Annotated in this window: 24 protein-coding genes and 1 pseudogene; 18 read left to right on the top strand and 7 right to left on the bottom strand. The window is 61.0% G+C overall.

All coding sequences use genetic code 11. From position 1 onward, the window contains the following. Positions 1 to 21: 21 nt before the first annotated feature. Positions 22 to 603 (bottom strand): histidine phosphatase family protein, encoded by a 582-nt coding sequence (locus E5180_RS10885; protein ID WP_138924393.1) that lies wholly within the window; start codon positions 601 to 603, stop codon positions 22 to 24. Between the two features lie 171 nt (positions 604 to 774). On the opposite strand from E5180_RS10885, the gene E5180_RS10880 reads away from it, so the two are divergent. From E5180_RS10880 to E5180_RS10845, 8 genes and pseudogenes are all read left to right on the top strand, one after another. Further along, a complete protein-coding gene (locus E5180_RS10880; RefSeq protein WP_441351428.1) occupies positions 775 to 1,662 on the top strand; it encodes an RNA polymerase factor sigma-32 in 888 nt (295 codons plus the stop codon). A gap of 119 nt (positions 1,663 to 1,781) precedes the next feature. Then, positions 1,782 to 2,975 (top strand): bifunctional phosphopantothenoylcysteine decarboxylase/phosphopantothenate--cysteine ligase CoaBC, encoded by a 1,194-nt coding sequence (gene coaBC / locus E5180_RS10875; protein WP_138925194.1) that lies wholly within the window; start codon positions 1,782 to 1,784, stop codon positions 2,973 to 2,975. Positions 2,976 to 3,045: 70 nt separating this feature from the next. Beyond that, a complete protein-coding gene (gene dut, locus E5180_RS10870) occupies positions 3,046 to 3,495 on the top strand; it encodes a dUTP diphosphatase (RefSeq protein WP_171048942.1) in 450 nt (149 codons plus the stop codon). Between the two features lie 99 nt (positions 3,496 to 3,594). Then, positions 3,595 to 4,402: pseudogene (gene phnC, locus E5180_RS10865) on the top strand (phosphonate ABC transporter ATP-binding protein). A 70-nt stretch (positions 4,403 to 4,472) separates the two neighbouring features. Next, positions 4,473 to 5,384 carry a phosphonate ABC transporter substrate-binding protein gene (gene phnD / locus E5180_RS10860; protein WP_138924390.1) on the top strand — a complete coding sequence of 304 codons (912 nt, stop codon included), beginning with the start codon at positions 4,473 to 4,475 and terminating at the stop codon, positions 5,382 to 5,384. A gap of 71 nt (positions 5,385 to 5,455) precedes the next feature. Continuing rightward, on the top strand, positions 5,456 to 6,340 hold the full coding sequence (phnE, locus tag E5180_RS10855; RefSeq protein WP_138924389.1) for a phosphonate ABC transporter, permease protein PhnE: 885 nt from the start codon (positions 5,456 to 5,458) through the stop codon (positions 6,338 to 6,340). Beyond that, positions 6,337 to 7,635: a phosphonate ABC transporter, permease protein PhnE gene (phnE, locus tag E5180_RS10850; RefSeq protein WP_138924388.1), complete on the top strand. Its 1,299-nt coding sequence runs from the start codon at positions 6,337 to 6,339 to the stop codon at positions 7,633 to 7,635. The genes phnE (E5180_RS10855) and phnE (E5180_RS10850) overlap by 4 nt, the downstream gene beginning before the upstream one ends. After that, the gene (locus E5180_RS10845; protein ID WP_138924387.1) at positions 7,635 to 8,249 is read left to right on the top strand and encodes a chloramphenicol acetyltransferase; all 615 of its coding nucleotides are present in this window, start codon (positions 7,635 to 7,637) and stop codon (positions 8,247 to 8,249) included. Before phnE (E5180_RS10850) ends, E5180_RS10845 begins: the two co-directional genes overlap by 1 nt. A gap of 11 nt (positions 8,250 to 8,260) precedes the next feature. Here E5180_RS10845 and phnF read toward each other — a convergent pair whose 3' ends face one another. Next, on the bottom strand, positions 8,261 to 8,974 hold the full coding sequence (phnF, locus tag E5180_RS10840; RefSeq protein WP_138924386.1) for a phosphonate metabolism transcriptional regulator PhnF: 714 nt from the start codon (positions 8,972 to 8,974) through the stop codon (positions 8,261 to 8,263). A 102-nt stretch (positions 8,975 to 9,076) separates the two neighbouring features. Here phnF and phnG point away from each other — a divergent pair, with 102 nt between their 5' ends. From phnG to E5180_RS10790, 10 genes are all read left to right on the top strand, one after another. Continuing rightward, positions 9,077 to 9,532, top strand: a complete 456-nt coding sequence (phnG, locus tag E5180_RS10835; protein ID WP_441351447.1) for a phosphonate C-P lyase system protein PhnG — start codon at positions 9,077 to 9,079, stop codon at positions 9,530 to 9,532. After that, the gene (phnH, locus tag E5180_RS10830) at positions 9,532 to 10,092 is read left to right on the top strand and encodes a phosphonate C-P lyase system protein PhnH (protein ID WP_138924384.1); all 561 of its coding nucleotides are present in this window, start codon (positions 9,532 to 9,534) and stop codon (positions 10,090 to 10,092) included. The genes phnG and phnH overlap by 1 nt, the downstream gene beginning before the upstream one ends. After that, positions 10,092 to 11,240, top strand: a complete 1,149-nt coding sequence (locus E5180_RS10825) for a carbon-phosphorus lyase complex subunit PhnI (RefSeq protein WP_138924383.1) — start codon at positions 10,092 to 10,094, stop codon at positions 11,238 to 11,240. The genes phnH and E5180_RS10825 overlap by 1 nt, the downstream gene beginning before the upstream one ends. Next, complete coding sequence (locus E5180_RS10820; protein ID WP_138924382.1) at positions 11,237 to 12,106, top strand: alpha-D-ribose 1-methylphosphonate 5-phosphate C-P-lyase PhnJ; 870 nt, start codon at positions 11,237 to 11,239, stop codon at positions 12,104 to 12,106. Before E5180_RS10825 ends, E5180_RS10820 begins: the two co-directional genes overlap by 4 nt. Beyond that, positions 12,103 to 12,873, top strand: a complete 771-nt coding sequence (phnK, locus tag E5180_RS10815) for a phosphonate C-P lyase system protein PhnK (protein ID WP_093731442.1) — start codon at positions 12,103 to 12,105, stop codon at positions 12,871 to 12,873. Before E5180_RS10820 ends, phnK begins: the two co-directional genes overlap by 4 nt. 5 nt (positions 12,874 to 12,878) lie before the next feature. Then, positions 12,879 to 13,562: a phosphonate C-P lyase system protein PhnL gene (phnL, locus tag E5180_RS10810; protein WP_138924381.1), complete on the top strand. Its 684-nt coding sequence runs from the start codon at positions 12,879 to 12,881 to the stop codon at positions 13,560 to 13,562. Then, positions 13,559 to 14,134, top strand: coding sequence for a phosphonate metabolism protein/1,5-bisphosphokinase (PRPP-forming) PhnN (phnN, locus tag E5180_RS10805; protein ID WP_138924380.1), 576 nt, complete (start codon positions 13,559 to 13,561; stop codon positions 14,132 to 14,134). The genes phnL and phnN overlap by 4 nt, the downstream gene beginning before the upstream one ends. After that, complete coding sequence (locus E5180_RS10800) at positions 14,131 to 15,273, top strand: alpha-D-ribose 1-methylphosphonate 5-triphosphate diphosphatase (RefSeq protein WP_138924379.1); 1,143 nt, start codon at positions 14,131 to 14,133, stop codon at positions 15,271 to 15,273. The genes phnN and E5180_RS10800 overlap by 4 nt, the downstream gene beginning before the upstream one ends. 182 nt (positions 15,274 to 15,455) lie before the next feature. Then, on the top strand, positions 15,456 to 16,505 hold the full coding sequence (locus tag E5180_RS10795; RefSeq protein ID WP_138925193.1) for a HesA/MoeB/ThiF family protein: 1,050 nt from the start codon (positions 15,456 to 15,458) through the stop codon (positions 16,503 to 16,505). 87 nt (positions 16,506 to 16,592) lie between these two features. Then, positions 16,593 to 18,608 (top strand): M3 family metallopeptidase, encoded by a 2,016-nt coding sequence (locus tag E5180_RS10790; protein ID WP_138924378.1) that lies wholly within the window; start codon positions 16,593 to 16,595, stop codon positions 18,606 to 18,608. A 113-nt stretch (positions 18,609 to 18,721) separates the two neighbouring features. Here the strand turns inward: E5180_RS10790 and E5180_RS10785 are convergent, their stop codons facing one another. Genes E5180_RS10785 through mreC form a run of 5 tightly spaced genes read right to left on the bottom strand, consistent with a single transcriptional unit; the run spans position 18,722 to position 24,289 of the window. Next, positions 18,722 to 19,654: a 2-hydroxyacid dehydrogenase gene (locus E5180_RS10785; protein WP_138924377.1), complete on the bottom strand. Its 933-nt coding sequence runs from the start codon at positions 19,652 to 19,654 to the stop codon at positions 18,722 to 18,724. Positions 19,655 to 19,661: 7 nt separating this feature from the next. Continuing rightward, a complete protein-coding gene (rodA, locus tag E5180_RS10780; RefSeq protein ID WP_138924376.1) occupies positions 19,662 to 20,801 on the bottom strand; it encodes a rod shape-determining protein RodA in 1,140 nt (379 codons plus the stop codon). Then, positions 20,798 to 22,741: a penicillin-binding protein 2 gene (gene mrdA, locus E5180_RS10775; protein ID WP_138924375.1), complete on the bottom strand. Its 1,944-nt coding sequence runs from the start codon at positions 22,739 to 22,741 to the stop codon at positions 20,798 to 20,800. The genes rodA and mrdA overlap by 4 nt, the downstream gene beginning before the upstream one ends. Before the next feature lie 10 nt (positions 22,742 to 22,751). After that, positions 22,752 to 23,387, bottom strand: a complete 636-nt coding sequence (locus E5180_RS10770; RefSeq protein ID WP_138924374.1) for a rod shape-determining protein MreD — start codon at positions 23,385 to 23,387, stop codon at positions 22,752 to 22,754. Next, positions 23,384 to 24,289: a rod shape-determining protein MreC gene (mreC, locus tag E5180_RS10765; RefSeq protein ID WP_093731433.1), complete on the bottom strand. Its 906-nt coding sequence runs from the start codon at positions 24,287 to 24,289 to the stop codon at positions 23,384 to 23,386. The genes E5180_RS10770 and mreC overlap by 4 nt, the downstream gene beginning before the upstream one ends. Positions 24,290 to 24,313: the final 24 nt, after the last annotated feature.

Raw genomic sequence — 24,313 nt, 5'->3', positions numbered from 1 at the left:
GAAGCAGGGCGCGGGTGACCGTCAGACCTGATGGTTGATGGTGCCAATGTCCCAGCCGCGTGGCGTGATGTGAATATCAGTGACAGAGAGGTTGTCGATCTTATGCGCCATTGCGGCATGGGCATCGACGCCAAGCGCGCGTTGGACTTGGGTCAATATCACGCCGAAATGCGCCACGGCGATGATGTGCGTGTTCGGGTGGGCTTGGGTGATCCGGTCAACGGCTGCGTTGATGCGGCGGGCCGCGTCGTTCCAGCTTTCGCCTTCGGGGGCCGCAATATCGCCGGGTGTGGTCCAGTACGCGCGGCTGAGCTCCGGATGGCTTTGTGACACATCGCGGGCGTGCATGCCGTCCCACAGCCCGAAATCAAGCTCGCGTAGGTCAGGGTCGTGCGGCAGGCGCATTCGGCTGTCCGAGGCGAGCGTATCGGCCGTGGCAGAGGCGCGGATCAGATCGGAAGAGATCAAAACCGAGGACTGTGGCAGATGTGCGTTCAGCCGTGCGATCAACGCGTGATCGGACAGATCGGCAGGGACATCGCGCCAGCCGACAAAGTTTTTCTCGTGAGTCGGGCCGTGGCGCACCCAATGCCAAATTGTCATGATCAAAGCGCCTTTTGCCGAAGGTGGTTTGCGATTTATTTAGCGTTGCTGCGCCAAAGTCAAAGCGGGCGGCGTGTGAAAAGCCAATTCTTTTTCGAATCCGCGTGAACCAACTGGCGGTTTTCCGCGTTTACATGAAAAGGCGCAAGGACATGTGCCTAGTTTGTAGGGATGGACATCATGACGCTGGCGCAATCACGTGACTTTTCTTTGACCCGCACCGCAATGAAAGCAGAGCTTTTGGATGCGGAGACAGAACTGAGGCTCGCATATGCTTGGCGCGACCAGCGCGACGAGCAAGCGCTGCACCGGCTGATCACGGCCTACATGCGCTTAGCTATTTCGATGGCGGCTAAATTCAAGCGCTATGGCGCATCGATGAATGATCTTGTTCAAGAGGCCGGATTGGGCCTGATGAAAGCCGCCGACAAGTTTGATCCTGATCGCGGGGTGCGCTTTTCCACCTATGCTGTTTGGTGGATCAAGGCGAGCATTCAAGACCACGTCATGCGCAATTGGTCGATGGTCCGTACCGGGTCGACGTCCTCGCAAAAATCCCTGTTTTTCAACATGCGCCGTGTCCAAGCGCGATTGGAGCGTGAAGCTCAGGCCGCGGGCGAGACATTGGATCGCCACCAACTGCGGCAGATGATCTCTACCGAGATTGGCGTGCCGATGCATGACGTGGAAATGATGGAAGGCCGCCTGTCGGGATCGGACTTTTCCTTGAACGCGACGCAATCTGCCGAGGACGAGGGCCGAGAATGGATCGATGCGCTGGTCGATGACAGCGCGCAAGCCGCCGAACGGGTCGAGGATAGTCACGACACTTTGACGCTGCGCAATTGGTTGTTCTCGGCGATGCAGGCGCTGAACGAGCGCGAGCAATTTATCGTGCGCGAACGCAAATTGCGTGACCAGCCCCGCACATTGGAAAGCCTTGGCGCAGAGCTGAGCCTGTCGAAAGAGCGTGTGCGCCAGCTCGAGGCCGCTGCCTTTGGCAAGATGCGCAAGACGCTTGAGACGCAGTCGTCCGAGGTGCGCCATTTCCTGATGTGATCCGGCGGTCTGTACCGGTTGCACTGGCCTGTATTCTGCGCCGCATTGCGCAGGAACGGGCTGGCGCAAAATGACCCGCCCCCCTATTGTCTGGCCAAACACCGACGATGGGGGCGATCATGCTGGCTGGAAAACATATTCTGCTGATAATCGGGGGCGGTATTGCTGCCTTTAAATCCCTTGATCTGATCCGCCGTCTGCGCGAACGCGGTGCTGTTGTCACACCTGTGCTGACCCGCGCGGGCGAAGAGTTCGTGACGCCTTTGTCGGTCTCTGCACTGGCGGGGCAAAAGCTGTATCGTGACCTATTTGATTTGGGTGACGAGGCAGAGATGGGGCATATCCAACTGAGCCGCGTCGCTGATCTGGTTGTTGTCGCCCCTGCCACTGCTGATCTGATGGCCAAGATGACGACGGGTGCAGCGAATGATCTGGCCTCTACCTTACTGTTGGCGACGGATACGCCGGTGTTGATCGCGCCGGCGATGAATGTGCGCATGTGGGATCACCCTGCAACGCAGCGCAACCTCGCGGTTTTGCGCGGCGACGGCATCAGCGTAGTCGGACCCAACGACGGTGATATGGCCTGCGGGGAGTTCGGCCCGGGCCGTATGTCCGAACCGCTCGAGATCGTTGCGGCGATAGAGGCGAAGCTGGCGGATGGCCCGCTGAAGGGCCGGCGTATTCTGGTGACCTCTGGCCCGACGCATGAACCGATTGATCCTGTGCGCTATATCGCGAACCGGTCGTCGGGGGCGCAGGGCACGGCGATTGCCCGCGCGCTGGCTGCTTTGGGGGCACATGTGATCTTTGTCACCGGTCCCGCCGATGTGCCCCCCCCCGACGGGGTAGAGGTGATCCGGGTGGAAACGGCACAGCAGATGCAAGAGGCGGTAGAGGCGGCATTGCCCGTGGACGCAGGCGTGTTTGCGGCAGCTGTGGCCGATTGGCGTATGGCCAATGCCAGCGACCGAAAGTTGAAAAAGTCGAAAGACGGCTTGCCGGTGCTGAGCTTTGCGGAAAACCCCGACATTCTGAAGGCTGTCAGCGCAGCAGGCGCAAGGCGTCCGCAACTGGTCGTGGGCTTTGCCGCCGAGACCAATGATGTGGTGGAAAATGCCACCGCAAAACGTTTGCGCAAAGGCTGTGACTGGATTGTTGCCAATGATGTGTCGCCAGCGACGGGGATTATGGGCGGGGCAGAAAACGCCGTGACCCTGATTTCGGACGCGGGCGCCGAAAGCTGGCCGCGCATGGGCAAGGATCAGGTGGCGCAGCAGTTGGCCGCACGGATCGCGCAGGCCTTGGGCTAGGGGTTTCTTGCCTTCGGCGAGGATTTTGAACCATTTGGAAAACGCCCGAGCGGGCGTAGCGGAGCGAGTGATGGCCGAGATCAAATTCAAACGTGTCAGCGGAAATGATGACCTGCCGCTTCCGGCTTATGCCACGGCGGGAGCGGCGGGGATGGACCTGCGTGCATTCCTGCCGGATGGGCCATTAACTTTTGTCAAATGGCAGATCAGCCTGATTTCGATCGGGTTCTCGGTGGAGCTGCCCCGCGGGACCGAGATGCAGATCAGGCCGCGGTCCGGTCTTGCATTGAAGCACGGGTTTTTAATCCCCAACGCGCCAGGGACCGTGGACGAGGACTATCGCGGCGTGGTGATGGTCGGGCTGTACTATGTGGGGGATGCGCCTTTCGTCATGCGACACGGCGACCGCATTGCCCAGGCTGTTATTGCGCAAGTCCAGCAATACGACTGTGTCGAGGTGGACGCCTTGTCGGATACGACACGAGGCGGTGGCGGATTCGGCTCTACGGGGCTGAAATAGGGTCTGATCGCAAAGGGTTGCGCTGTCGCGAAACTTTAACATAGCTGAAATGAATGTGACTTAATGCAGTCGTAGGTTTCCCGAAAAAAGGGGAACCGAATGCTTCAGCTTCAAGCCGTTACGAAAACATTTGGCGCGAATACAGCCGTTCACGCAGCGAGCTTTTCCGTCGACCGCCCGATGATGATCGGGATCATCGGCAGTTCCGGTGCCGGTAAATCGACGCTGCTGCGGATGATGAACTGTCTGACCCCCGCCAGCTCGGGCGAGATACTGGTGAACGGGCGTGATATCACCAAGCTGCGCGGATCAGAGAAGCGTGACTGGCAATCCCACTGCGCAATGATCTTTCAGCAGTTCAATCTGGTGCCGCGGCTGGATGTGGTGTCGAACGTGCTGCACGGCACGTTGAACCGCCGGTCTACACTGTCGACGATGTTCAACATTTTTCCCCAAGACGACATTGTCCGCGCAATTGATATCCTTGATCGTCTGGGCATCGCTGAACACGCGCCCAAACGTGCCGAGGCCCTATCGGGCGGGCAGCAGCAACGGGTCGCCATTGCGCGCGCTTATGCAGGACCCGACGATTATCCTCGCGGATGAACCCATCGCCTCGCTTGATCCGATGAATGCGCAGCTGGTTATGCAGGCGCTGCGCGACATCCACGAACAAGACGGGCGCATGGTCATCGCGAACCTGCACACGCTGGATACAGCCCGCCGCTATTGCGACCGCGTCATCGGCATGCGGCAGGGACGGATCGTGTTTGACGGCACGCCTGCGCAGCTGACCACCGGTGTGGCACGCGACATTTACGGTGCCGATGCCAGTTTTTCCGAGGCAACGACATCGACCCAGATCGAAACGCTTGAGCCCCGCCCCAAGGTAGTGGCGGCGCTATAGCCCCCAGTTTTTTCTATCACCCCTGCCTCCGATCTTTGGGGGCCTATCTACAAAAGAAGAGAGACGACCGATGAACAAATTACTTGCTGCTGCTCTGGCGACGACAACCCTTGCGACGGGTGCGGCTGCACAGGCCGAAGCCATCTCCGAGTTCCGCATCGGTATTCTGGGCGGCGAGAACGCTCAGGACAGGATGAATTCTAACGAATGTATGCGCGTCATGACCGAAGATGCTTTGGGTGTGCCGACCAAGATTTTCGCCCCTGCCGACTATAACGGCGTTATTCAGGGTCTGCTGGGCGGCACGCTGGACATGGCGTGGCTGGGTGCCTCGGGCTATGCGGCGGTTTATCTGCAAGACCCCGAAGCGGTCGAGCCTGTACTGGTGAAAATGAACGTGGACGGGTCTTATGGCTACCACTCCATCGGGTTTGCCCGCGCCGACAGCGGCATCACCAAGCTCGAAGACGTCAAGGGTAAGGTTTTTGGCTTTGGCGATCCGAACTCGACCTCAGGCTATCTGATCCCGTCGATCGAGATCCCGCAGATGGGCGAAGGGATCACCATGGAGTCCGGTGACTACTTTGGTGAGGTCAAATTCACCGGCGGTCACGAGCAGACAATCGTTGCGGTCAACAATGGCGACATCGACGCAGGGGTGACCTGGGCCGACGGTCAGGGCAACTGGGAAGACGGCTATAACTCGGGGGCGCTGCGCAAAGCGGTGGATTCAGGGCTGGTTGATATGAACGATCTGGTGGAAATCTGGCGCTCCAAGCCGATCCCCGAAGGCCCCGTCGTTTTGCGCAGTGATCTGCCGCAGGACGTCAAAGACAAGATGACCACATTGGTGGACACCCTGTATGAAATCGACCCCGACTGTACCTATGGCGTTGCCGCAGGGGACAGCCTTGGTTTCGATCCGATCACCCATGACGCCTATGTGTCGATCATCGAGGCACGCAAGGCAAAATCGAATTGATTAAAGTAATTTAAGCACTGTCGCTGGCTCCGATCCTCATCGGGGTCAGCATTTTTACGTAAAGGCTTCCCATGACTGCGACATCGCATACCAACCCCGACCGAGCAGGGATTCAGGACAGCTATCTGGCGCTGGCCAGATCGAAGCGCTGGATGAATCTGGTGCTGTTGATCCTTTTTGTGGCGCTGCTGGTGGGCGGCTTTAATACCGCGGGCGACCGCAATGCAGGCGGGTTCTGGGACGGGCTGCCGAACGTTCTCGATTTCCCCGCTGACGTGATCGGCGAAGCGATTGAACGCGGGCACCTTTTGCCCGGATATATGGCGAAATACCTACCGTCGTTGATCGAGACGGTGAATATTGCCGCGGCGTCGACCCTGCTGGGCGCAATGATCGGTCTGTTTCTGTCGCTGATGGTCACGCGCGGGCTTGCCCCTGTGCCGTGGCTGGTCGGTCCCTTGCGCCGCGTGCTGGACCTGTTGCGCGCCGTCCCCGAGATCGTCATCGCGCTGGTGTTGATCTTTATGCTGGGCGGCGGGCCGGTGCCCGCGATGATTGCCATTGCGCTGCATACCATCGGTGCGTTGGGTAAACTCTTTTCCGAGGTGAATGAAAACGCCTCTCTCAAACCGGTAGAAGGTCTTGCCTCTGTCGGGGCCAGCTGGAGCCAGCGCATGTGGCTGGGGGTGATCCCGCAAGTGGCCCCGAACTACGTCAGCTATGCCCTGCTGCGCTTTGAGATCAACATCCGCGCCTCTGCGATCCTTGGCTTCGTCGGGGCCGGTGGCATCGGCTATGACTTGCGCAACACCATGAGCTGGGGGCAGGGCAAATTCGACGAGGCTGCCGCCATCTTCCTTTTGCTGTTCCTGACGATTGTGATCGTCGATCAGCTTTCTTCCGTTTTTCGTAACCGTCTGACCCACGGACTGCCGAGTGCAAAGGTGACCCTATGACCGCGACCGCCCTTCACGCCCAAACGATGGTGCACTTCTCGCGCAAGCGGATGACCGCTTTGGCGCTGCCCCTGATCGCGCTGGCCTATTTCGTCTATATCTTCTTTGCCTTTGATATTGCGGGGCTGGGGGACCGGATCAACGTCGGCAACGCCCGCACGCTGGTGTCTGATACCTATAGCTACAAAACCCATGTCACGCAGGACAACCGCGACGGCGCGTTTTCCATCGCAATCGAAGGCGAGCGGAAAGGCGCATATGAAACCGGTACGGCCCCCGATTGGGTCACGCTGGGGGATCGCCCCGTTGCTGATCTGGGGGGCGGGCATATCGTGACCTTCGGCCCGCAGGTGACCTATGATATCCCGGGCTACGGCACCGTGGTGGCCGAACCGGGACAGCGCGGCGTTCAGGCGACATTCCCGCCCGGCGATATCCCCGACTATATCAGCGCATCCAAGAACCGTGTGATGATTAACACGGATGCAGGGCGCCTGACGCTCACCCGCAACCGGACCGAGGTGTTCAAGTACAACTACGGCTGGGAGCTGTTCTTTTTCACGCTCGACAGCCCTTATCACGGGGTTGGCGCTGTTGCACTGCTGGGGCGCGCGGTCAGCGGCGAAGCAGGCGCGATCTTCCACGATTTCTGGACCAACCGCATGTGGCGTCATGGCGATGTGGCTTGGGCGTTGTACGAGACGTTGTTGATGGCATTCCTTGGCACGTTTGGCGCAGCGATCATCGCTTTGCCGCTGGGGTTTCTGGCCGCCAAGAACTTTACCCCGCTGCGGTCGCTCAGGTTTGCGGCGCGGCGCATGTTCGATTTTCTGCGCGGGGTTGACGGGCTGATCTGGACCATCGTGCTGTCGCGGGCCTTTGGGCCGGGGCCGCTGACGGGGGCACTGGCGATCCTGCTGACCGACACGGGGTCCTTCGGCAAGATGTTCTCGGAAGCGCTTGAGAACGTCGACGGCAAACAGATCGAAGGCATCACATCCACCGGGGCGAAACCGCTGCAACGCTATCGCTTTGGGGTCCTGCCGCAGATCGTGCCGGTGCTGCTTAGCCAGATCCTGTATTTCCTTGAATCCAACACGCGGTCCGCGACAATCATCGGGGCGATCACCGGTGGCGGCATCGGTTTGCTGCTGACCCAGGCGATTGCCACCCAGAAGGACTGGGAGGAGGTGACCTACTACATTGTGCTGATCGTGCTGATGGTCATGGCGATGGACAGCTTTTCGGGCTGGCTGCGCCGCAAGCTGATCAATGGCGACGAGGGCGGTCACTGATGCCGCGTCTCACTGCTGACACCCCCTTCATCCACCCCGACTGCGAGATCAAAGATGCCACATTCGGAGCCTACACAGAGGTTGGACGCGGGTCGCGTATCGCGCACAGCCAGTTTGGTGACTATAGCTACTGCGACCGCTACGCCGACATTGCCAACACCACCGTGGGCAAGTTTGCAAACATCGCGGCCTATGTGCGGATCGGGGCCACAGACCACCCGATGGAGAAAGCCAGCCTGCATCACTTTCACTACCGTGCAGGCGACTACTTTGACGATGCGACTGACGATGACGCTTGGTTCGCGCACCGCCGTGGGCGGCGCGTCACCCTTGGACACGACACGTGGCTGGGCAACGGCGCACAGGTCCGGCCAGAGGTAACGATCGGCCACGGGGCCGTTGTGGCGGGCGGGGCGATCGTGACCAAGGACGTCGCCCCTTATATGATCGTCGCGGGCATACCTGCAGTGCCGCTGCGCGCGCGGTTCAGCCCAAGTATCGCTGACCGCATGATGGCGCTGGCGTGGTGGGACTGGCCCCACGACGCGCTGCACCGCGCGCTTGGGGACTTCCGATCGCTTTCAGCAGAGGCGTTTCTGGAACGGTACGAATAACGCCGGCCGCCTCAGGAATCTGCCAGTGTCAGGGTCACTTTGTCCCCCGCAAACCACGTGCGCCCGTATTCCAGCGGTTGGCCTTGATCATCCACGTTCAGGTTGATCGTGCGCAAGATCGGCGCGCCTTCGGCCACGCGCAGATGCAGGGCTTGGGTGGCGCTGGCGAGCTTGGCATTGATGCGGGTCGAGGCGCGGGTATAGTCTGTCACGCCCCCCAGCCGCAGCGCCGCCGTCACGGATTGCGCCTGCTCAAGATGCGCCAGCATGTCGGGGAAACGCGCGGCAGAGAAGACGCTGCGAAACAGCGCAATCACCTGATCATCAGCAAAGGACAGCCCCTCGCAGACCTGCACCTGCGCGTTCTCGGCCAAGGCAAGCGCGCTGCTTTCCTCGGGTCGTGCGGTGCGGGTTTCCAGCGTCAGGAACTCCTTGCCCGGAATGCGCCCCTGTGCGGTGAGGTTCTGGTGAAAACGGACGCGGCGGCCAATGGGGTAATCGGTGGGGGTAGAGGTCACAAACACCCCCGCACCGCGCCGCGGCAGGACCAGCCCTTCGTCAGTCAGCGCCTTTATCGCATGGCGCACCGTATGCCGGTTCACCCCGAACCGCGCAGCAAGCGCGCTTTCGGTCGGTAGCTTGTCATCAGGGCCATAGACGCCAGAGCCAATATCACTGCGCAGACTATGGGCGATGGCGGTCCAGATCGGGGTGCGTTGGGGCATGTCACAAATATTTCGCAAAAGGAGGGCTTGGCGCTGGTACGCGCGGCGGCTAGTATTTGTCTAGTTGTATAGACAACTCGAAAAGGTGTCTAGATGAATATGATGAACACACAAATCGACCCTAATGCAGAGCGTAAGGCGTGGTTAGGCCTGTTGGCCAAATCCCCCGCAGCCGAGATCGCACGCCTGTGGACCGCCTATGACACCCACCCCGATCACAGTATTTTGCGCGCGCCAGAGATTGGCGGCGTGATGGTGCGCGGGCGGGCAGGAGCCGTGGGGGCCGCGTTTAACCTTGGCGAGATGTCCGTCACCCGCGCCTCGGTGAAACTGGGCTGTGGCACGGTGGGGCACGGCTATGTGCAAGGGCGCAGCAAGGACCATGCGCTTCGGACCGCACTGATTGATGCGTTGATGCAAACCGACGCGGCGGGGCAAGTAGAGGCGGCCATTCTCACACCGCTGCGCAAGGCGCGCGACGCGGCTAAAACCACCCGCGCGGCCAAGGCTGCTGCAACGAAGGTTGATTTCTTTACAATGGTACGAGGGGAAGACTGATGCAGGCCCATGCTTTGGAGGGCGGCTTTACCAACGCCCCAATCGACGCTGCCCGCGCCTTTCGCGGGCTGATGACCGCCATGGCCCGCCCCGGCACGGTTTGTGACGTATCAGGTGCCACCCCGCCCGCGCCGCTTAGCGTGGCAGCAGGTACCGCGATCCTGACGCTGTGTGATCCCGATACGCCGATCTATCTGGGGGCGGCCTGTGATACGCAAGATGTGCGCGACTGGATCACCTTTCAAACCGGCGCGCCTTTTGCGCCTGCCGATAAGGCGATGTTTGCCGTGGGGGGCTGGGACGATCTGCCTCTCGCAAAGTTCGCCATCGGCACCGCAGAATACCCCGACAGGTCAGCAACGCTGATCGTCGAGATGCCCGAACTTTCCCCCCATGGTGCGACCCTGAGCGGTCCGGGCATCAAAGACAGTACCAACCTGTCGCTGCCGGACTGCGCCGCTTTTCAAGCGAATGTCACGCTGTTCCCACTGGGGCTGGATTTCATTTTCACCTGCGCAGACCGGCTTGCTGCGCTGCCACGCACGACGAGGGTTCGCTGATGTATGTTGCAGTCAAAGGGGGCGAACGCGCCATCGACAACGCCCATGCGTGGCTGGCCGAGGAGCGGCGCGGCGATCGCGATGTGGCGGAACTGGGCGTCGATCAGATCCGCGAACAGATGACGCTGGCCGTCAATCGCGTGATGGCGGAAGGGTCGCTTTATGATCCCGACCTTGCCGCGCTGGCGATCAAACAATCGCGCGGCGATCTGATAGAGGCGACCTTCCTGATCCGGGCCTACCGCACCACGCTACCCCGTTTTGGCGGCTCTAATCCGGTGGATACCGCTGCGATGGCGTGTGACCGCCGTGTCTCGGCCACGTTCAAGGACGCACCGGGCGGGCAGGTCCTGGGGCCGACATTCGACTATACCCACCGTCTGCTGGACTTCAAACTCGCCGCCGATGGCGAGGTCGCAGAGATGTCGCAAACAGACCCTAATGCAGGTGAAACGCCTCATATCATGAGCTTTCTTGACCGCGAGGACCTGATTCAAGCGGAACCCGCAGGAGCAGAGAAACCTGACGATCTGACCCGCAGCCCGTTGGAGCTTCCGGCCAGCCGTGCCTTGCGATTGCAGGCTCTAACACGCGGGGATGAGGGGTTTATCCTTGGCATGGCTTACTCCACCCAACGGGGCTACGCACGCAACCACGCTTTTGTGGCAGAGCTGCGCATCGGTGCCGTGGCCGTAGAGATGGACATACCCGAATTGGATTTTGCCATCGACATCGGTGAAATCACCCTGACCGAATGCGAGACGGTCAATCAGTTCACCGGCTCGAAGACGGAGCCGCCGCAGTTCACGCGGGGCTATGGGCTGGTCTTTGGCATGACCGAGCGCAAGGCGATCTCTATGGCGCTGGTCGACCGCGCGCTGCGCTGGAAGGAGTTGGGCGAGGATAATCTGGGCGCACCCGCGCAGGACGAGGAATTCGTGCTGTACCACGCCGACAATATTCAGGCGACGGGGTTTCTGGAGCATATCAAACTGCCCCACTACGTCGATTTCCAATCCGAACTGGAGCTGATCCGCAAGCTACGCCGTGACGCGCAGGCAGGGTCGCAGGCGGGGGGACAAGCCGAGGGGGAGGGCCCCTCCGGGGGGAGTTTAAAAGGCAAAATGAAGGAAGGGGTGGCGTCATGAGCGACTATAACTTCGCCTATCTGGACGAGCAGACCAAACGCATGATCCGCCGCGCGATCCTGAAAGGGTTGGCGATCCCGGGCTACCAAGTGCCTTTTGCCAGCCGCGAGATGCCGATGCCTTATGGTTGGGGCACGGGCGGTGTGCAGGTGTCGGCGGCGGTATTGACGCCCGAAGACCGGTTCAAGGTGATCGATCAGGGGGCCGATGACACCACCAATGCAGTCTCTATCAGGCGGTTTTTCGAGAAAACGGCGGGTGTCGCCGTGACCGAAGCCACCACCGAGGCCAGCGTGATCCAGACCCGTCACCGCATCCCCGAAGCGCCCCTGCGCGAGGACCAGATCCTTGTCTATCAGGTGCCGATCCCCGAACCGCTGCGGTTTCTCGAGCCGTCAGAGGTAGAGACCCGCAAGATGCACAGCCTTGAGGAATACGGATTGATGCACGTGAAACTTTACGAGGACATCAGCCAGCATGGTGCGATTGCCACCGCCTATGCTTATCCGGTGAAGGTAGAGGGGCGCTATGTCATGGACCCGTCGCCGATCCCGAAGTTCGACAACCCAAAGCTAGAGATGGCAGGTATCCAGTTGTTTGGTGCAGGCCGTGAACAGCGCATCTATGCGGTGCCGCCCTATACCAAGGTCGTCAGTCTGGATTTTGATGACTACCCGTTCGAGCCGACCAAAGCAGATCACGCCTGTGATCTGTGCGGCGCGACAGACAGCTATCTGGACGAGCTGATCATGGATGATGCCGGCGGTCGGATGTTCATGTGTTCGGACACGGATTATTGCGGCTCGCGTCGCGCTGCAGGGCATTGTGGCGCGCAGGGCACCCCTTTGGCGGAGGACGCGGCATGACCCCGTTGTTGCAAGTGGAAGGCATCGCCAAGATGTACGGCGCGCGGATCGGGTGCACGGATGTGTCCTTTGATCTTTATCCGGGCGAGGTAATGGGCATCGTCGGGGAAAGCGGGTCGGGGAAGTCGACCTTGCTGAACTGTATGGCGGGGCATTTGCAGCCCGACGCAGGTGCGGTGCGCTTTGACACCCGCACTGAGGGCTTGCGCGATACTGTCACGATGAGCGAGCCCGAACGCCGCATGCTGTCGCGCACTGACTGGGCATTCGTTCATCAACATGCCCGCGACGGGTTGCGCATGAACGTCAGTGCGGGCGGCAATGTCGGCGAACGGCTGATGGCCGTGAACGCGCGCCATTACGGAGACATCCGCGACAAGGCAATCGATTGGCTGGGCCGGGTCGAGATCAGCGCCGACCGGATCGACGACCGCCCCACGGCCTTTTCCGGCGGGATGCAGCAACGGCTGCAGATCGCGCGCAATCTGGTGACGGGCCCTCGCTTGGTCTTTATGGATGAGCCGACTGGCGGTCTGGATGTCAGCGTACAGGCGCGATTGCTGGACCTGCTGCGCGGGCTGGTCCGCGAAATGGGGCTGAGCGCCATCATCGTGACCCACGATCTGGCTGTGGTGCGATTGCTCGCCGACCGGCTGATGGTGATGAAAGACGGCCATGTCATAGAGAGCGGCCTGACCGATCAGGTGCTCGACGATCCGCAGCATGCGTATACGCAGCTTCTTGTTTCCTCTGTCCTACAGGTATGAGCCCGATGATTACTGTCGAAAACGTGTCGAAATCCTTTGTGCTGCACAATCAGGGGGCTGCTGAAATCTCTGTCATGGCGGGGGCCTCTTTGTCAGTCGCAAAGGGGGAATGTATCGCCTTGGTGGGCGCGTCGGGGGCCGGTAAATCGACCCTGATGCGGATGATTTACGGCAATTATCTGACCCAGTCGGGCCGGATTATGGTAGGCGATCTGGATGTCGTAACCGCGGCACCACGCCAGGTGATCCAGCTGCGCCGCACGACGTTGGGCTATGTCAGCCAGTTCCTGCGGGTCGTGCCGCGTGTATCGACACTGGATGTAGTGGCCGAGCCGCTGATGGCGACCGGATCGGACCGAGCGACGGCCGAGGCGCAGGCAAAAACCCTGTTACACAGACTGAACATCCCCGAACGCCTGTGGCAGCTGAGCCCCACGACCTTCTCTGGCGGGGAGCAGCAGCGCGTGAATATCGCGCGCGGTTTTGCCTATCCCTATCCGGCGCTTTTGCTGGATGAACCTACCGCCAGTCTTGATCCGACAAACCGTGCCACCGTGCTTGCGATGATTGCCGAGGCGAAGGCGCGGGGCGCTGCAATCATTGGTATCTTCCATGACCACGCCGCCCGCGATGAGATATGTGACCGCCAGTTCGATGTGACGCAGTACACGCCGGGGCGCGCCGCATGACGGGACGGTTTATTGCTGTCGTCGGCCCCTCGGGCGTTGGCAAAGACAGCGTGATGGAAGGTTTGGCTGCGGCAGACCCGTCGCTCGTGCTCGCCCGACGCGTGATCTCGCGTCCCACCGCGCTGGGCGGCGAGGATTTTGACGGCGTGTCAGAACGTGCCTTTAGGAAGGCCGAGGATGACGGCGCGTTTATTCTCAGCTGGCATGCGCACGGGTGGCACTACGGTATCCCGCAGTCTGTGGCACTGGAGGTGGCGCAGGGGCGTGAAGTGTTGGTAAACCTGTCGCGTGCCGTCTTGCCACAGGCGCAGGCTTTGTTCGCGCGGTTCTGTGTCATCCTGCTGTGCGCGGATCGCGATGTGCTTGCATCCCGTCTGACCGCGCGAAACCGCGAGGACGCAGACGAGATCGAGCGTCGCTTGGCGCGGGCGGATTTCGCGATGCCGACGGGTATTCGCCACCATGTAATCTGCAACAACGGCCCGCTGGCGCAGACCGTTACCACCATACGCCAGCATCTTTCCCAAACAGCCTGTACGGCTGGCCAATCCAGTCAGAAGATAAAGCCATGACCCAAGAGACGATTTTTGCCAATGCCCGTCTGATCCTGCGCGATAGGGTCGAAACCGGCGCGATCCGCATTGCAGATGGGGTGATCACCGATATTGATACCGGCGCCGCCGTGCCAAAGGGCGCGCGGGACATGCAGGGGGATTACATCGCGCCCGGTCTGGTTGAACTGCATACCGATAACCTTGAACGGCACATGTCGCCGCGCCCCAAGGTCGACTGGCCGCACCGCGCCGCGATCCTCGCCCATGACCGAGAGCTCGCCGGGACCGGGATCACCACGGTGTTTGATGCGATCCGCGTGGGGTCGATGATTTCGGCCGAGCATCAGTATCAGAAATACGCGCGCGGCATGGTTGATACCATTCTGGCCATGCGCGATGCCCGCGCCTTGCGGATCAGCCACCACATCCACCTGCGCGCCGAGATTTGTTCGGAAACGCTGGCCGAAGAGCTGGCAGAGTTCGGCCCCGAGGATCGCGTGGGCATTGTGTCGATGATGGACCACACCCCTGGTCAGCGCCAGTTTCGGGACCTGTCGAAATTCGAGGGCTACGTGCGCGGCAAACACAGCTTTGACGCAGCCGCGTTCCAGCGCCATGTCGCGTATCTTTACGACGTGCAAAAGCAGTACGGCAAAGCCCATGAGGCCGCGACGGTTGCGGCTGCTGCCCGCTATGGCGCGGCACTGGCCAGTCATGACGACACCACGGCAGAGCAGGTCGATACCAGTCACGACTACGGGGTACGGCTGGCCGAATTTCCCACCACCGTAGAGGCCGCCAACCGCTGCCACGCCAACGGGATCGCGACGATTATGGGCGCGCCGAATGTCATTCGCGGTGGGTCCCATTCCGGCAATGTCGCAGCGCTCGATCTGGCCAAGGCAGATCGGCTTGATATTCTGTCATCGGATTATGTGCCCGCGGGGCTGTTGATCGCGGCGCTACAATTGGGCGATCTTTGGGGCGATCTGTCGCGTGGTTTGTCGACGGTGACCCGCGCTCCGGCGCATCGTGCGGGTCTGACGGATCGCGGGACGCTTGAAGTCGGGGCACGTGGCGATGTGATCCGGTTCGCGCGGCTCGACGGGTTGCCGATCCTGCACGAAACATGGGTCGAGGGGGCGCGTGTCTTTTAACCTGATGCAGCGGAGCGACGCTTGCCGCTCTGTGGGCCTGTCCGTTTACGTTTTGGGTTGGTGTCGGCGGAAAAATGCTTAGGTTGCCGCTTTAGGGTCTGAATACCCGAAAAACAAAGCGGGGGCCTTATGCGCCAATCACACACGCAACCAAAACTGCGCGCCACAGGCGGGGCCGCTTGATGCTGCTGGTTTTGGGACTGGCCGCGCTGATCTGGGGCGCGGGGGCCGCATTTGGCCAGCCACGCGAACGACGGGTCGTGATGTTGGGCATGGTGTTTGGTCTGGTGATCGGCTTGAACCTGTTGCTGCCGGCGACGCATCCCTTGCGTGTCGCGACGGGGGGTACGGCGGCGCCTTGGCTGCTGCTGACCGGATTTTTGCTGCTGATCTTTGGCTATAGCTGGGGGCTGAACCGATTGCGTGCGCGGGCCGAACCCGCAAGCGACACCAAACCCGCCGCGCAAACCGGCACGTTTTCAGAGACCGAGCTAAACCGCTATGCCCGTCATATCGTGCTGCGCGAAGTCGGCGGGACGGGTCAAAAGGCGCTCAAGCAAGCGCGGGTACTGGTCATCGGGGCAGGTGGGCTTGGGGCACCGGTGCTGCAATATCTGACGGCTGCCGGTGTCGGGACCATTGGCGTGATCGACGACGACATCGTTGAAAACGCCAACCTTCAACGGCAGGTGATCCATAAGGACAGCGCCATCGGCACGCCCAAAGTCTTCTCTGCACAGGCCGAGATGGAAGCCCAGAACCCCTTTGTCACCGTGCGCCCTTACCATCGCCGCCTGACCGACGACATCGCGGCAGAGCTTTTCGCCGACTACGATCTGGTGCTGGACGGCACCGATAATTTCGACACCCGCTATCTGGTGAACCGCACCTGCGTCGCCGCAGGGCTGCCGCTGATTTCGGGCGCACTGTCGCAATGGGAAGGGCAGCTCAGCATCTTTGACCCTTCAAAGGGTGCGCCCTGCTACCAATGCATCTTCCCGCAGGCCCCTGCGGCACATCTGGCCCCCAGCTGCGCGCAGGCCGGTGTGATCGGCCCGCTGCCCGGTGTGATCGGTGCGATGATGGCGTCCGAGGCAATCAAGCTTATCACCGGTGCCGGTGCCCCCTTGCGTGGGCAAATGCTGATGTATGACGCGCTTTACGGCGAGAACCGCGTGATCGGCGTATCCAAGCGCGACGACTGCCCGATCTGTGGCGACGCGGGCGAATAGACGACCCGTCATGGGGGTTCCGCGCGCGGGTATTGCGATTGTATTGCCCTGCTGCAGTGCATAGCTTGACCCGTAAAGGAGACCGCCATGACAAACCCGTTGCTACAGGATTGGGACACCCCGTTCGAGATTGCTCCCTTCGACCAGATCTCCGACGATGATTTCGCCCCCGCGCTGGACGAGGCACTGCAGACGCACCGCATGGAAATCGAAGCCATCGCCGAGTGCGAATACGAGCCGACATTCTCAAACACGATCGAGGCGCTCGAGGAAGCAGGCAGCCAGCTTGACCGCGTGTTGGGCGTGTTTTTCACCGTCGCAGGGGCAGATAGCAACCCCGTGCGCGAAGACCTGCAACGCAAATTCTCGCCGCTGCTGTCGGCACATTTCTCTGAAATCTCAAGCAACAAGGCGCTGTTCGCGCGGGTCGCATCGGTCTGGGAAAACCGCGACAGCTTTGACCTGACGCCAGAGCAGGCACGGGTGCTGATGCTGACCCACCGCGGCTTTGTCCGCGCAGGCGCGGCGCTGGACGGGGCGGCCGATGCGCGGATGAAAGAGATCAAGAACCGGCTCGCCGTGCTGGGGACACAGTTCACCCAGAACCTGTTGGCCGATGAACGCAGTTGGTTCATGCCGCTGGAAGAATCCGATCTGGAAGGGCTGCCCGACTTCGTCATCGATGCCGCCCGCGCTGCTGGCGAAGAAAAAGAGGCAGGCACGCCGGTGATCACCCTTTCGCGGTCGCTGATCACGCCGTTCCTGCAATCCTCTCCCCGCCGCGATCTGCGCGAAAAAGCGTTTCTGGCGTGGCAGTCGCGTGGGGCCAACGGCGGCGATACCGACAACCGCGGCATCGCTGCTGAAACCCTTGCGCTGCGCGAGGAACGGGCCAAGCTTCTGGGCTATGACAACTTTGCCGCCTACAAGCTGGAAACAGAGATGGCGAAAACACCAAAGGCCGTGCGTCACTTGCTTATGGATGTCTGGGCACCTGCCAAAGCACAGGCAGAGGCAGACGCCGGGGTGCTGACCCGCATGATGCACGACGATGGCGTAAACGGCGATCTGGCCCCGTGGGACTGGCGCTACTATGCGCAAAAACGGCGGGTGGCGGAACATGATCTCGATGAAGCCGCGTTGAAACCGTATTTCCAGTTGGACCGGATGATCGACGCGGCCTTTGACTGCGCCACACGGCTCTTCTCTCTCGAATTCAAACCCCTCGATGTCGCGCTTTATCACCCCGATTGCCGCGCGTGGGAGGTCACACGAGACGGCGCACATGTGGCTGTGTTCATCGGTGACTATTTTGCGCGCGGGTCAAAACGGTCGGGCGCGTGGTGCAGCGCCATGCGGTCGCAGGCGAAATTTCCCGATGTGCAGTCGCCGGTGGTGATGAACGTGTGCAACTTTGCCAAAGCATCGCCCGCGCTGCTGTCCTACGACGACGCGCGCACGCTCTTTCATGAATTCGGCCATGCGCTGCACCAGATGCTGTCGGACGTGACCTATGAATCCGTTAGCGGTACATCGGTCGCCCGTGATTTCGTCGAACTGCCGAGCCAGCTGTTCGAGCATTGGCTGGAGGTGCCTGAGGTCCTGAGCCAGTACGCCACCCACGCCAAGACAGGCGAACCGATGCCGGCAGAAATGCTTGAAAAGGTTTTAGGGGCTGCAAACTTTGATATGGGGTTTTCCACGGTCGAATATGTCGCCTCTGCGCTGGTGGATCTTGAATTCCACGATGGCGCGGCACCCGTTGACCCCATGGCGAAACAGGCACAGGTGCTGGCCGATCTTGGTATGCCCGACGCGATCACCATGCGCCACGCCACGCCGCAGTTTGCCCATGTCTTTTCAGGCGATGGCTATTCCAGCGGCTACTACAGCTATATGTGGTCCGAAGTGATGGACGCAGACGCCTTTGCCGCCTTTGAAGAAGCTGGCAGCGCCTTTGATCCCGACCGCGCGGCGGCGCTAGAGCAGCACATCCTGTCGACCGGCGGCAGTCAGGACGCAGCAGAACTCTATAAGGCGTTCCGCGGCAGATTGCCGGGGGTAGAGGCCTTGTTAAAGGGGCGGGGTCTTACCGCGGCCTGAGCGCGCGTGGCAAAGATGCCTTCGGCGAGAGTTTAAAAGGCAAAATGAAGGGGCGACGCTCGCTGCTTCATTTTGCCAAATAAACTCAAATCCTGCGGCAGCGGCCGGGCGGCTCAGTAGCCTTTGGCGCGGTCCACTAGATGCAAAAAAGGCTCTTGGGCTTCGCCGCGGCGGATATTTTCCACGACGGCCTGTGCTGCTGTGATGGCGCGGGTTTCAGCGGCGATATGGGGGGTAACAGTGACCTTGGGGTGCGCCCAATAGGGGTGCTCGGAAGGCAGCGGTTCGACGCGGAACACATCCAGCGTGGCATGGGCGATCTGGTCGGTATCCAACGCAGCCAGCAACGCGTCGTCATCGATCAACGCCCCGCGGCCTGGGTTTATAATAAACGCGCCCTTAGGCATCTGTGCTAGGGTTTCGGCATTCAGCGTGTTCTCGGTATCAGGGGTGTTGGGCAGCAGCATTACCGCGATCTCGGCGCTGCGTAGGGCATCCTTTAGCCCGTCGTTCCCATGCAGACACGTTACGCCTGAAATCTCTTTGGGGCTGCGCGACCAGCCGGTGACGTTGAAGCCCAGAGACACCAATGTCTCGGCCACAGCCGCGCCCAAGGCACCAAGGCCCAGAATGGTGATCTGACGTTCCTGTGCCAGCGGCGGGGTGCGCGGGGTCCAATCGGTGTCCGTCTTGCGAATGTCCTCGTCCAGCCCCAGATGATAGCGCATCACATGGCCCGTGACCCATTCAACCATGCCTTTGGTCAGGCCCGGATCCACCATCCGAGCCAGCGGGATATGCAGCGTGTCATTGTTGGTGATATTTTCTACCCCCGCCCAGAGGTTCAGCACCGCCTTGGCCCGCGTGTAGGGGGTGAAATCCTGTAGCGTGCTATTGGGTGCATAGACGATGTAATCGACATCTTGGGCCGGAATATCCGTTGACAGATGCGCCGTGATCCCTGCGGCGTCGAGCGCTTGGCGCAGGGGGGCTTCATACGTCACCCAGCGTTCGGGGCGGGCGGCGAAAAGGACGTTCAGGGACATAGGATTCCTATCTGGGGCGGTGGACATGCGCCGATTGTACAAGGCCAAAGGCCAGCAGCAACACCAGCATTGCCGATCCGCCATAGCTGACGAGCGGCAGCGGCACACCGACAACAGGTGCCAGCCCCATCACCATCGACATGTTCACGGCGAAGAACAAAAAGAAGTTCAGCGCGATACCAAGGGTTAGCAGCGACGAGAAACGGTCCTTGTTGATCAAGGCCGCCGCGACGCAGAACACGATGATCAGCGCATAGAGGCCCAGCAGGGAAAAACCGCCGACAAAGCCGAATTCCTCGGCCAGCGTGGTAAAGATAAAATCGGTGTGTTTCTCGGGCAGGAAGTTCAGGCGCGACTGGGTGCCTTGCATGAACCCGCGGCCGGTCCAGCCACCAGAGCCTAGCGCGATCTTGGATTGGGTGATGTGATAGCCCGCGCCCAACGGGTCGGTGCTGGGGTCGATGAAGGTATCGATCCGCCGGAACTGGTAGTCCTTGATCAGTTGCCACGGGGTGCCGCGGGACTGGAATACCGCCGTCACCAGTCCCACCGCGCCTGCGATAACGACGGCGAAATAGCCCCAGTGCACCCCTGCAAGGAACATCAGCCCGCCGCCGGCGGCCATCAACAGGATCGCGGTGCCCAGATCGGGCTGCTTGAGCACCAGCGCTGTGGGGAACAGAATCATCAGGACCGGCAACAACACCCACAGCGGCCGCGAGGTTTTCTTGGGCGGGAGCCAGTCGTAATAGGCCGCCAGCATCATCACCAGTGTGATCTTCATCAGCTCTGATGGTTGCAGGCGGAACGACCCGAGCTCGATCCAGCGCTGTGCGCCCATGCCGACGGCACCGAAAAGTTCGACCCCGATCAACAGGATCACCGTGCCGAAATAGGCCACGCCCGCGAGGTTCCGCCAAAGCCAGATCGGCACCATACCGGCGGCAATCATCAGCACGATCCCCAAGGCAAAGCGTTTCATTTGCGGTTCGGCCCAAGGGTTAAAACTGCCCCCCGCGACCGAGTACAGCATCAAGAACCCCACCCCCGAGACAGCGGCCAGCAGGATGGTCAGCGGCCAGTTCAGATGCAGGATCTTGGCAAAGCCTGTGGGGACATGTTTGACCGTATATTCAAGATAGCTCATGCTTGGTCTTTCCCGCTGAAATCCGCTTGGGGCTGGATCGCGCGCAGGGCTTTTTGTTGTTCGGCGATGCGGCCACGGTCGGCGGTGGGGTAGGCGTCCAGCGGTGGCTCTCCGCCATAGATCGCTTGCAGCATGACGTCGCGGGCGATGGGGGCGGCTGCGGTCGATCCGCCGCCGCCGTGTTCCACCAGCACCGATACCGCATAGCGCGGCTTGTCATAGGGCGCGAAGGCGACGAATAGCGCGTGGTCACGGCGCTCCCATGGCAGGTCTTCGTTGCGGCTAACCCCGCGCGCGCGTTCGGCGGCGGTGATGTTGCGTACCTGACTGGTGCCGCTTTTACCCGCCATGCGCACCCCGTCGGCGATGACCCGCGACCGGTAGCCTGTGCCGCGCCGGTCGTTGACCACCGAATACATGCCTTTGCGGACCTGACGCATGTTGTTTTCGTTCATGCCCAAGGTCTCGCCCGCGCCGCTGGCTTGTTCGACGCCGTCGATCGATTTGATCAGCCGTGGGACCACGGCGCGGTTGGTCGCGATCCGCGCCGTCATCACCGCCAGTTGCAGTGGCGAGCTGAGCGTGAAGCCCTGCCCGATAGAGGCATTCACCGTATCCCCGATCACCCATGAATCGCCACGCGCGCTTTGTTTCCATGCTTTCGTCGGGGCCAGACCTGCCGCAACAGAGGATAGTGGCAGATCATGTTTCCACCCCAGCCCAAAGCGGTTTGCCATGGCCGAGATTTTCTCGATCCCGACTTTCATCGCCAGATCATAGTAATAGACGTCGCAGGATTGCTTGAGCGAGTTTTCAAGGTCGATCCAGCCGTGCCCTGCGCGTTTCCAACAGTGGAACCGGCGTCCGCCCACTTCGAGGTGCCCGGGGCAGTATGTGGTTTCCTCGGGGCCGACGATGCCGTCTTCAAGTGCGGCCATGGCGACGACCATCTTGTAGGTCGATCCGGGCGGATAGGTGCCCTGCACGGTCTTGTTCACCAGCGGGCGATAGATGGATTGCAGCAGCGGGTTGTAGTCCGCTGAAGAAATCCCCCCGATAAAGAGGTTCGGATCATAGCTGGGCGACGAGGCGTTTGCGACCAGATCGCCGTTATCACAATCCATGATCACCACCGCAGCGCTTTCGTTACCCAGACGGGCCTGTACAAAGTTCTGCAGATTGGAATCGATGGTCAGCTGAATGTCAGCACCGGACTGTCCTTCGCGGCGGGCCAGTTCGCGCATCACGCGGCCGGTGGCGTTGACTTCGACCTGTTTGGTACCGGCAGAACCCCGCAAAAGGGATTCCTGGCGGGCCTCTACGTTGATCTTGCCGATCTGGAACCGCGGGATACGCAGAACCGCATCGGGGTTTTCCAGCGCGTCCAGATCGGCTTGGCTGACGCGGCCCACACGGCCAACGATATGGGCAAAATCCGATCCGCGCGGATAGACACGGGTCAGGCCGACTTCGGGGCTGACACCGGGCAGGGCAGGGGCGTTCACCGACACGCGGCTGACTTCGTCCCAGCTGACATCGTCGGCCACGGTGACAGGCAGGAACGGGGCAGATCGCTTGATCTCGGCCATCGCGCGTGCGCGCACTTCGGGGTCAAGGTCGATCACTTCGCCCAGACGTTGCATCACCGCGTCGACATCATCGGCGTCTTCGCGCACAATCACGATACGGTAGGACGGCACGTTCTGCGCCAACCTCACCCCGTTCCGGTCGAAAATTTCGCCACGCGCCGGCGGGATCAGCCGGATGTTGATCCGGTTCTCTTCGGCCAGCAGGCGAAACTGATCGGCCTGATCCACCTGCAAATAGTTCATCCGTGCCGCCAGCCCGCCCATGAACAACAGCTGCGCGCTGCCCAGCAATACAGCACGGCGGCTCAGCTTTGAGTGGCTGGCGTCGCTATCGGCTCTGCTGCGTCTCATTCTGCTCTCCTCATGAGCGACCGCCCATACTGTCCAGATCACCGGGGGCGGATTTGCGCACGCCCATCAGCGCATGGGTCACGAACACCACAGCCGGATAAGTCAGGATCGTCATGCCCAGCTCAAGCAGGCTAAGCGACCATTGTGGCGGCGGGACCAACAGCAAAGATAACACGATCCGGTTCAGCATCAAAATACCGATCAGCCACAGCGACACCGCCAGCCATTCGGCGCCGAAGGTGCTGTCACGCAGGGTGCGTCCGCGGGTCTTCATGTTTTCGCATGCCAGCAGCGCAAGCAGCGACCATAGGCCCGGTGGACGTTGCAACAGCAGATCGGTCAGCAGAAACGCAACAGCCAGTAGCACCGCAGGCACATAGTCGGGCCGCCGCACAGACCACGCCAACGCAAAGGCGATCAACAGATCAGGGGCAATCCAGATGCGGTCGCTGCCTTGATCCAGCAAAGCGCGCAACCGCGCCTCTGCGGGGTCGATGGTCGCAAGGGGGGGCGACAGGTCGGGTGCGAACAACGCGATCGGCTGGGTATCAAGCGGGAGCAGATGGAAAAACAGCAGCACCAGCGCCAACAGCAGAAACGCCGTGCGCATCAGCCATAACCGCAGGGTCGACAGATCATCCATCATTCAGTCTCAGGTGCAATTGGCAAAGGCGCGATCAGGCGGGGGCCGTCTTCGCGGATGACCGCCGCGTCTTCGTTCACCTTTTCGGACCCATGGTGGCGCAGGACGCGTAGGAACTCTAGCCGTTCAAAGTCAGCCGCAAGCCGCACGCGCAGCCGCCCGCCCGGGTCGGCGGCAACCTGTCCGATCAAGATGCCGGCGGGAAAGACACCGCCGTCGCCCGAACTGCTAACACGATCGCCGGGGCGTACCAAATCAGGGTTTTCGAGGAAATCAATCGGCGGTGCGGCTGAATTGTCGCCCGCGATAATCGCCCGTTGCCCCGACGGCTGGATCACGGCTGGTATCCGGCTTGAGGTGTCGGTCACCAGTATCACGCGCGCGGTATTCTCACCCACACCAGAGATACGGCCCACAAGCCCGATGCCGTCCACGGTCGCCCAACCATCAACGATGCCATCCCGCGCACCGACGTTCAGCAACACCGATTGCCGGAAGGGCGAACCCGAGTCTGCCTGCACCACGCCGGTAATATGGGTCAGGCGCGGGTCCAGACGAACCTTGTTCAGGTCCAGCAAACGGGCGTTTTCCTGTTCAAGCTGCAAGGCAGCTTCTTTCCAGGTCTGCATCTTGCGCAGCTCGGAACGCAGTTCCTGATTCTGCACGGTCAGCCGTTGATAGCTTTGGAAGTCGCGAAACAGGTTTACGGTACCGGTGACCGGTGCCATGGCCCATTCCAGATTTGGAACAAAGCGGTCGGTGATCTGGGCCCGAAACCGTTCCACACGGGGGCTGTCGATCCGCCACAGCAGAAAGATACCAGCCAGCACCAGCACGATCACGGCCAGCAACAAGCGGCGCAACGGGCGCCCAAAATCGTTCGAAGAGGATCGGTCGATGGCCATGCGTTATACGTTTCCTACCGCGAG

Origin of the sequence: Sulfitobacter sp. BSw21498, from assembly GCF_006064855.1 — a bacterium.
Lineage (GTDB): Bacteria > Pseudomonadota > Alphaproteobacteria > Rhodobacterales > Rhodobacteraceae > Sulfitobacter.
The sequence above is the reverse complement of the archived record's forward strand: the minus strand, read 5'-3'. Positions and strand labels throughout refer to the sequence as shown.

What these genes read in the sequence shown, in the direction of transcription:
- E5180_RS10885 (WP_138924393.1), bottom strand. Translation starts at nt 603, where the DNA reads ATGACAATTTGGCATTGGGTGCGCCACGGCCCGACTCACGAGAAAAAC.
- E5180_RS10880 (WP_441351428.1), top strand. Translation starts at nt 775, where the DNA reads ATGGACATCATGACGCTGGCGCAATCACGTGACTTTTCTTTGACCCGC.
- coaBC (WP_138925194.1), top strand. Translation starts at nt 1,782, where the DNA reads ATGCTGGCTGGAAAACATATTCTGCTGATAATCGGGGGCGGTATTGCT.
- dut (WP_171048942.1), top strand. Translation starts at nt 3,046, where the DNA reads ATGGCCGAGATCAAATTCAAACGTGTCAGCGGAAATGATGACCTGCCG.
- phnD (WP_138924390.1), top strand. Translation starts at nt 4,473, where the DNA reads ATGAACAAATTACTTGCTGCTGCTCTGGCGACGACAACCCTTGCGACG.
- phnE (WP_138924389.1), top strand. Translation starts at nt 5,456, where the DNA reads ATGACTGCGACATCGCATACCAACCCCGACCGAGCAGGGATTCAGGAC.
- phnE (WP_138924388.1), top strand. Translation starts at nt 6,337, where the DNA reads ATGACCGCGACCGCCCTTCACGCCCAAACGATGGTGCACTTCTCGCGC.
- E5180_RS10845 (WP_138924387.1), top strand. Translation starts at nt 7,635, where the DNA reads ATGCCGCGTCTCACTGCTGACACCCCCTTCATCCACCCCGACTGCGAG.
- phnF (WP_138924386.1), bottom strand. Translation starts at nt 8,974, where the DNA reads ATGCCCCAACGCACCCCGATCTGGACCGCCATCGCCCATAGTCTGCGC.
- phnG (WP_441351447.1), top strand. Translation starts at nt 9,077, where the DNA reads ATGAACACACAAATCGACCCTAATGCAGAGCGTAAGGCGTGGTTAGGC.
- phnH (WP_138924384.1), top strand. Translation starts at nt 9,532, where the DNA reads ATGCAGGCCCATGCTTTGGAGGGCGGCTTTACCAACGCCCCAATCGAC.
- E5180_RS10825 (WP_138924383.1), top strand. Translation starts at nt 10,092, where the DNA reads ATGTATGTTGCAGTCAAAGGGGGCGAACGCGCCATCGACAACGCCCAT.
- E5180_RS10820 (WP_138924382.1), top strand. Translation starts at nt 11,237, where the DNA reads ATGAGCGACTATAACTTCGCCTATCTGGACGAGCAGACCAAACGCATG.
- phnK (WP_093731442.1), top strand. Translation starts at nt 12,103, where the DNA reads ATGACCCCGTTGTTGCAAGTGGAAGGCATCGCCAAGATGTACGGCGCG.
- phnL (WP_138924381.1), top strand. Translation starts at nt 12,879, where the DNA reads ATGATTACTGTCGAAAACGTGTCGAAATCCTTTGTGCTGCACAATCAG.
- phnN (WP_138924380.1), top strand. Translation starts at nt 13,559, where the DNA reads ATGACGGGACGGTTTATTGCTGTCGTCGGCCCCTCGGGCGTTGGCAAA.
- E5180_RS10800 (WP_138924379.1), top strand. Translation starts at nt 14,131, where the DNA reads ATGACCCAAGAGACGATTTTTGCCAATGCCCGTCTGATCCTGCGCGAT.
- E5180_RS10795 (WP_138925193.1), top strand. Translation starts at nt 15,456, where the DNA reads ATGCTGCTGGTTTTGGGACTGGCCGCGCTGATCTGGGGCGCGGGGGCC.
- E5180_RS10790 (WP_138924378.1), top strand. Translation starts at nt 16,593, where the DNA reads ATGACAAACCCGTTGCTACAGGATTGGGACACCCCGTTCGAGATTGCT.
- E5180_RS10785 (WP_138924377.1), bottom strand. Translation starts at nt 19,654, where the DNA reads ATGTCCCTGAACGTCCTTTTCGCCGCCCGCCCCGAACGCTGGGTGACG.
- rodA (WP_138924376.1), bottom strand. Translation starts at nt 20,801, where the DNA reads ATGAGCTATCTTGAATATACGGTCAAACATGTCCCCACAGGCTTTGCC.
- mrdA (WP_138924375.1), bottom strand. Translation starts at nt 22,741, where the DNA reads ATGAGACGCAGCAGAGCCGATAGCGACGCCAGCCACTCAAAGCTGAGC.
- E5180_RS10770 (WP_138924374.1), bottom strand. Translation starts at nt 23,387, where the DNA reads ATGATGGATGATCTGTCGACCCTGCGGTTATGGCTGATGCGCACGGCG.
- mreC (WP_093731433.1), bottom strand. Translation starts at nt 24,289, where the DNA reads ATGGCCATCGACCGATCCTCTTCGAACGATTTTGGGCGCCCGTTGCGC.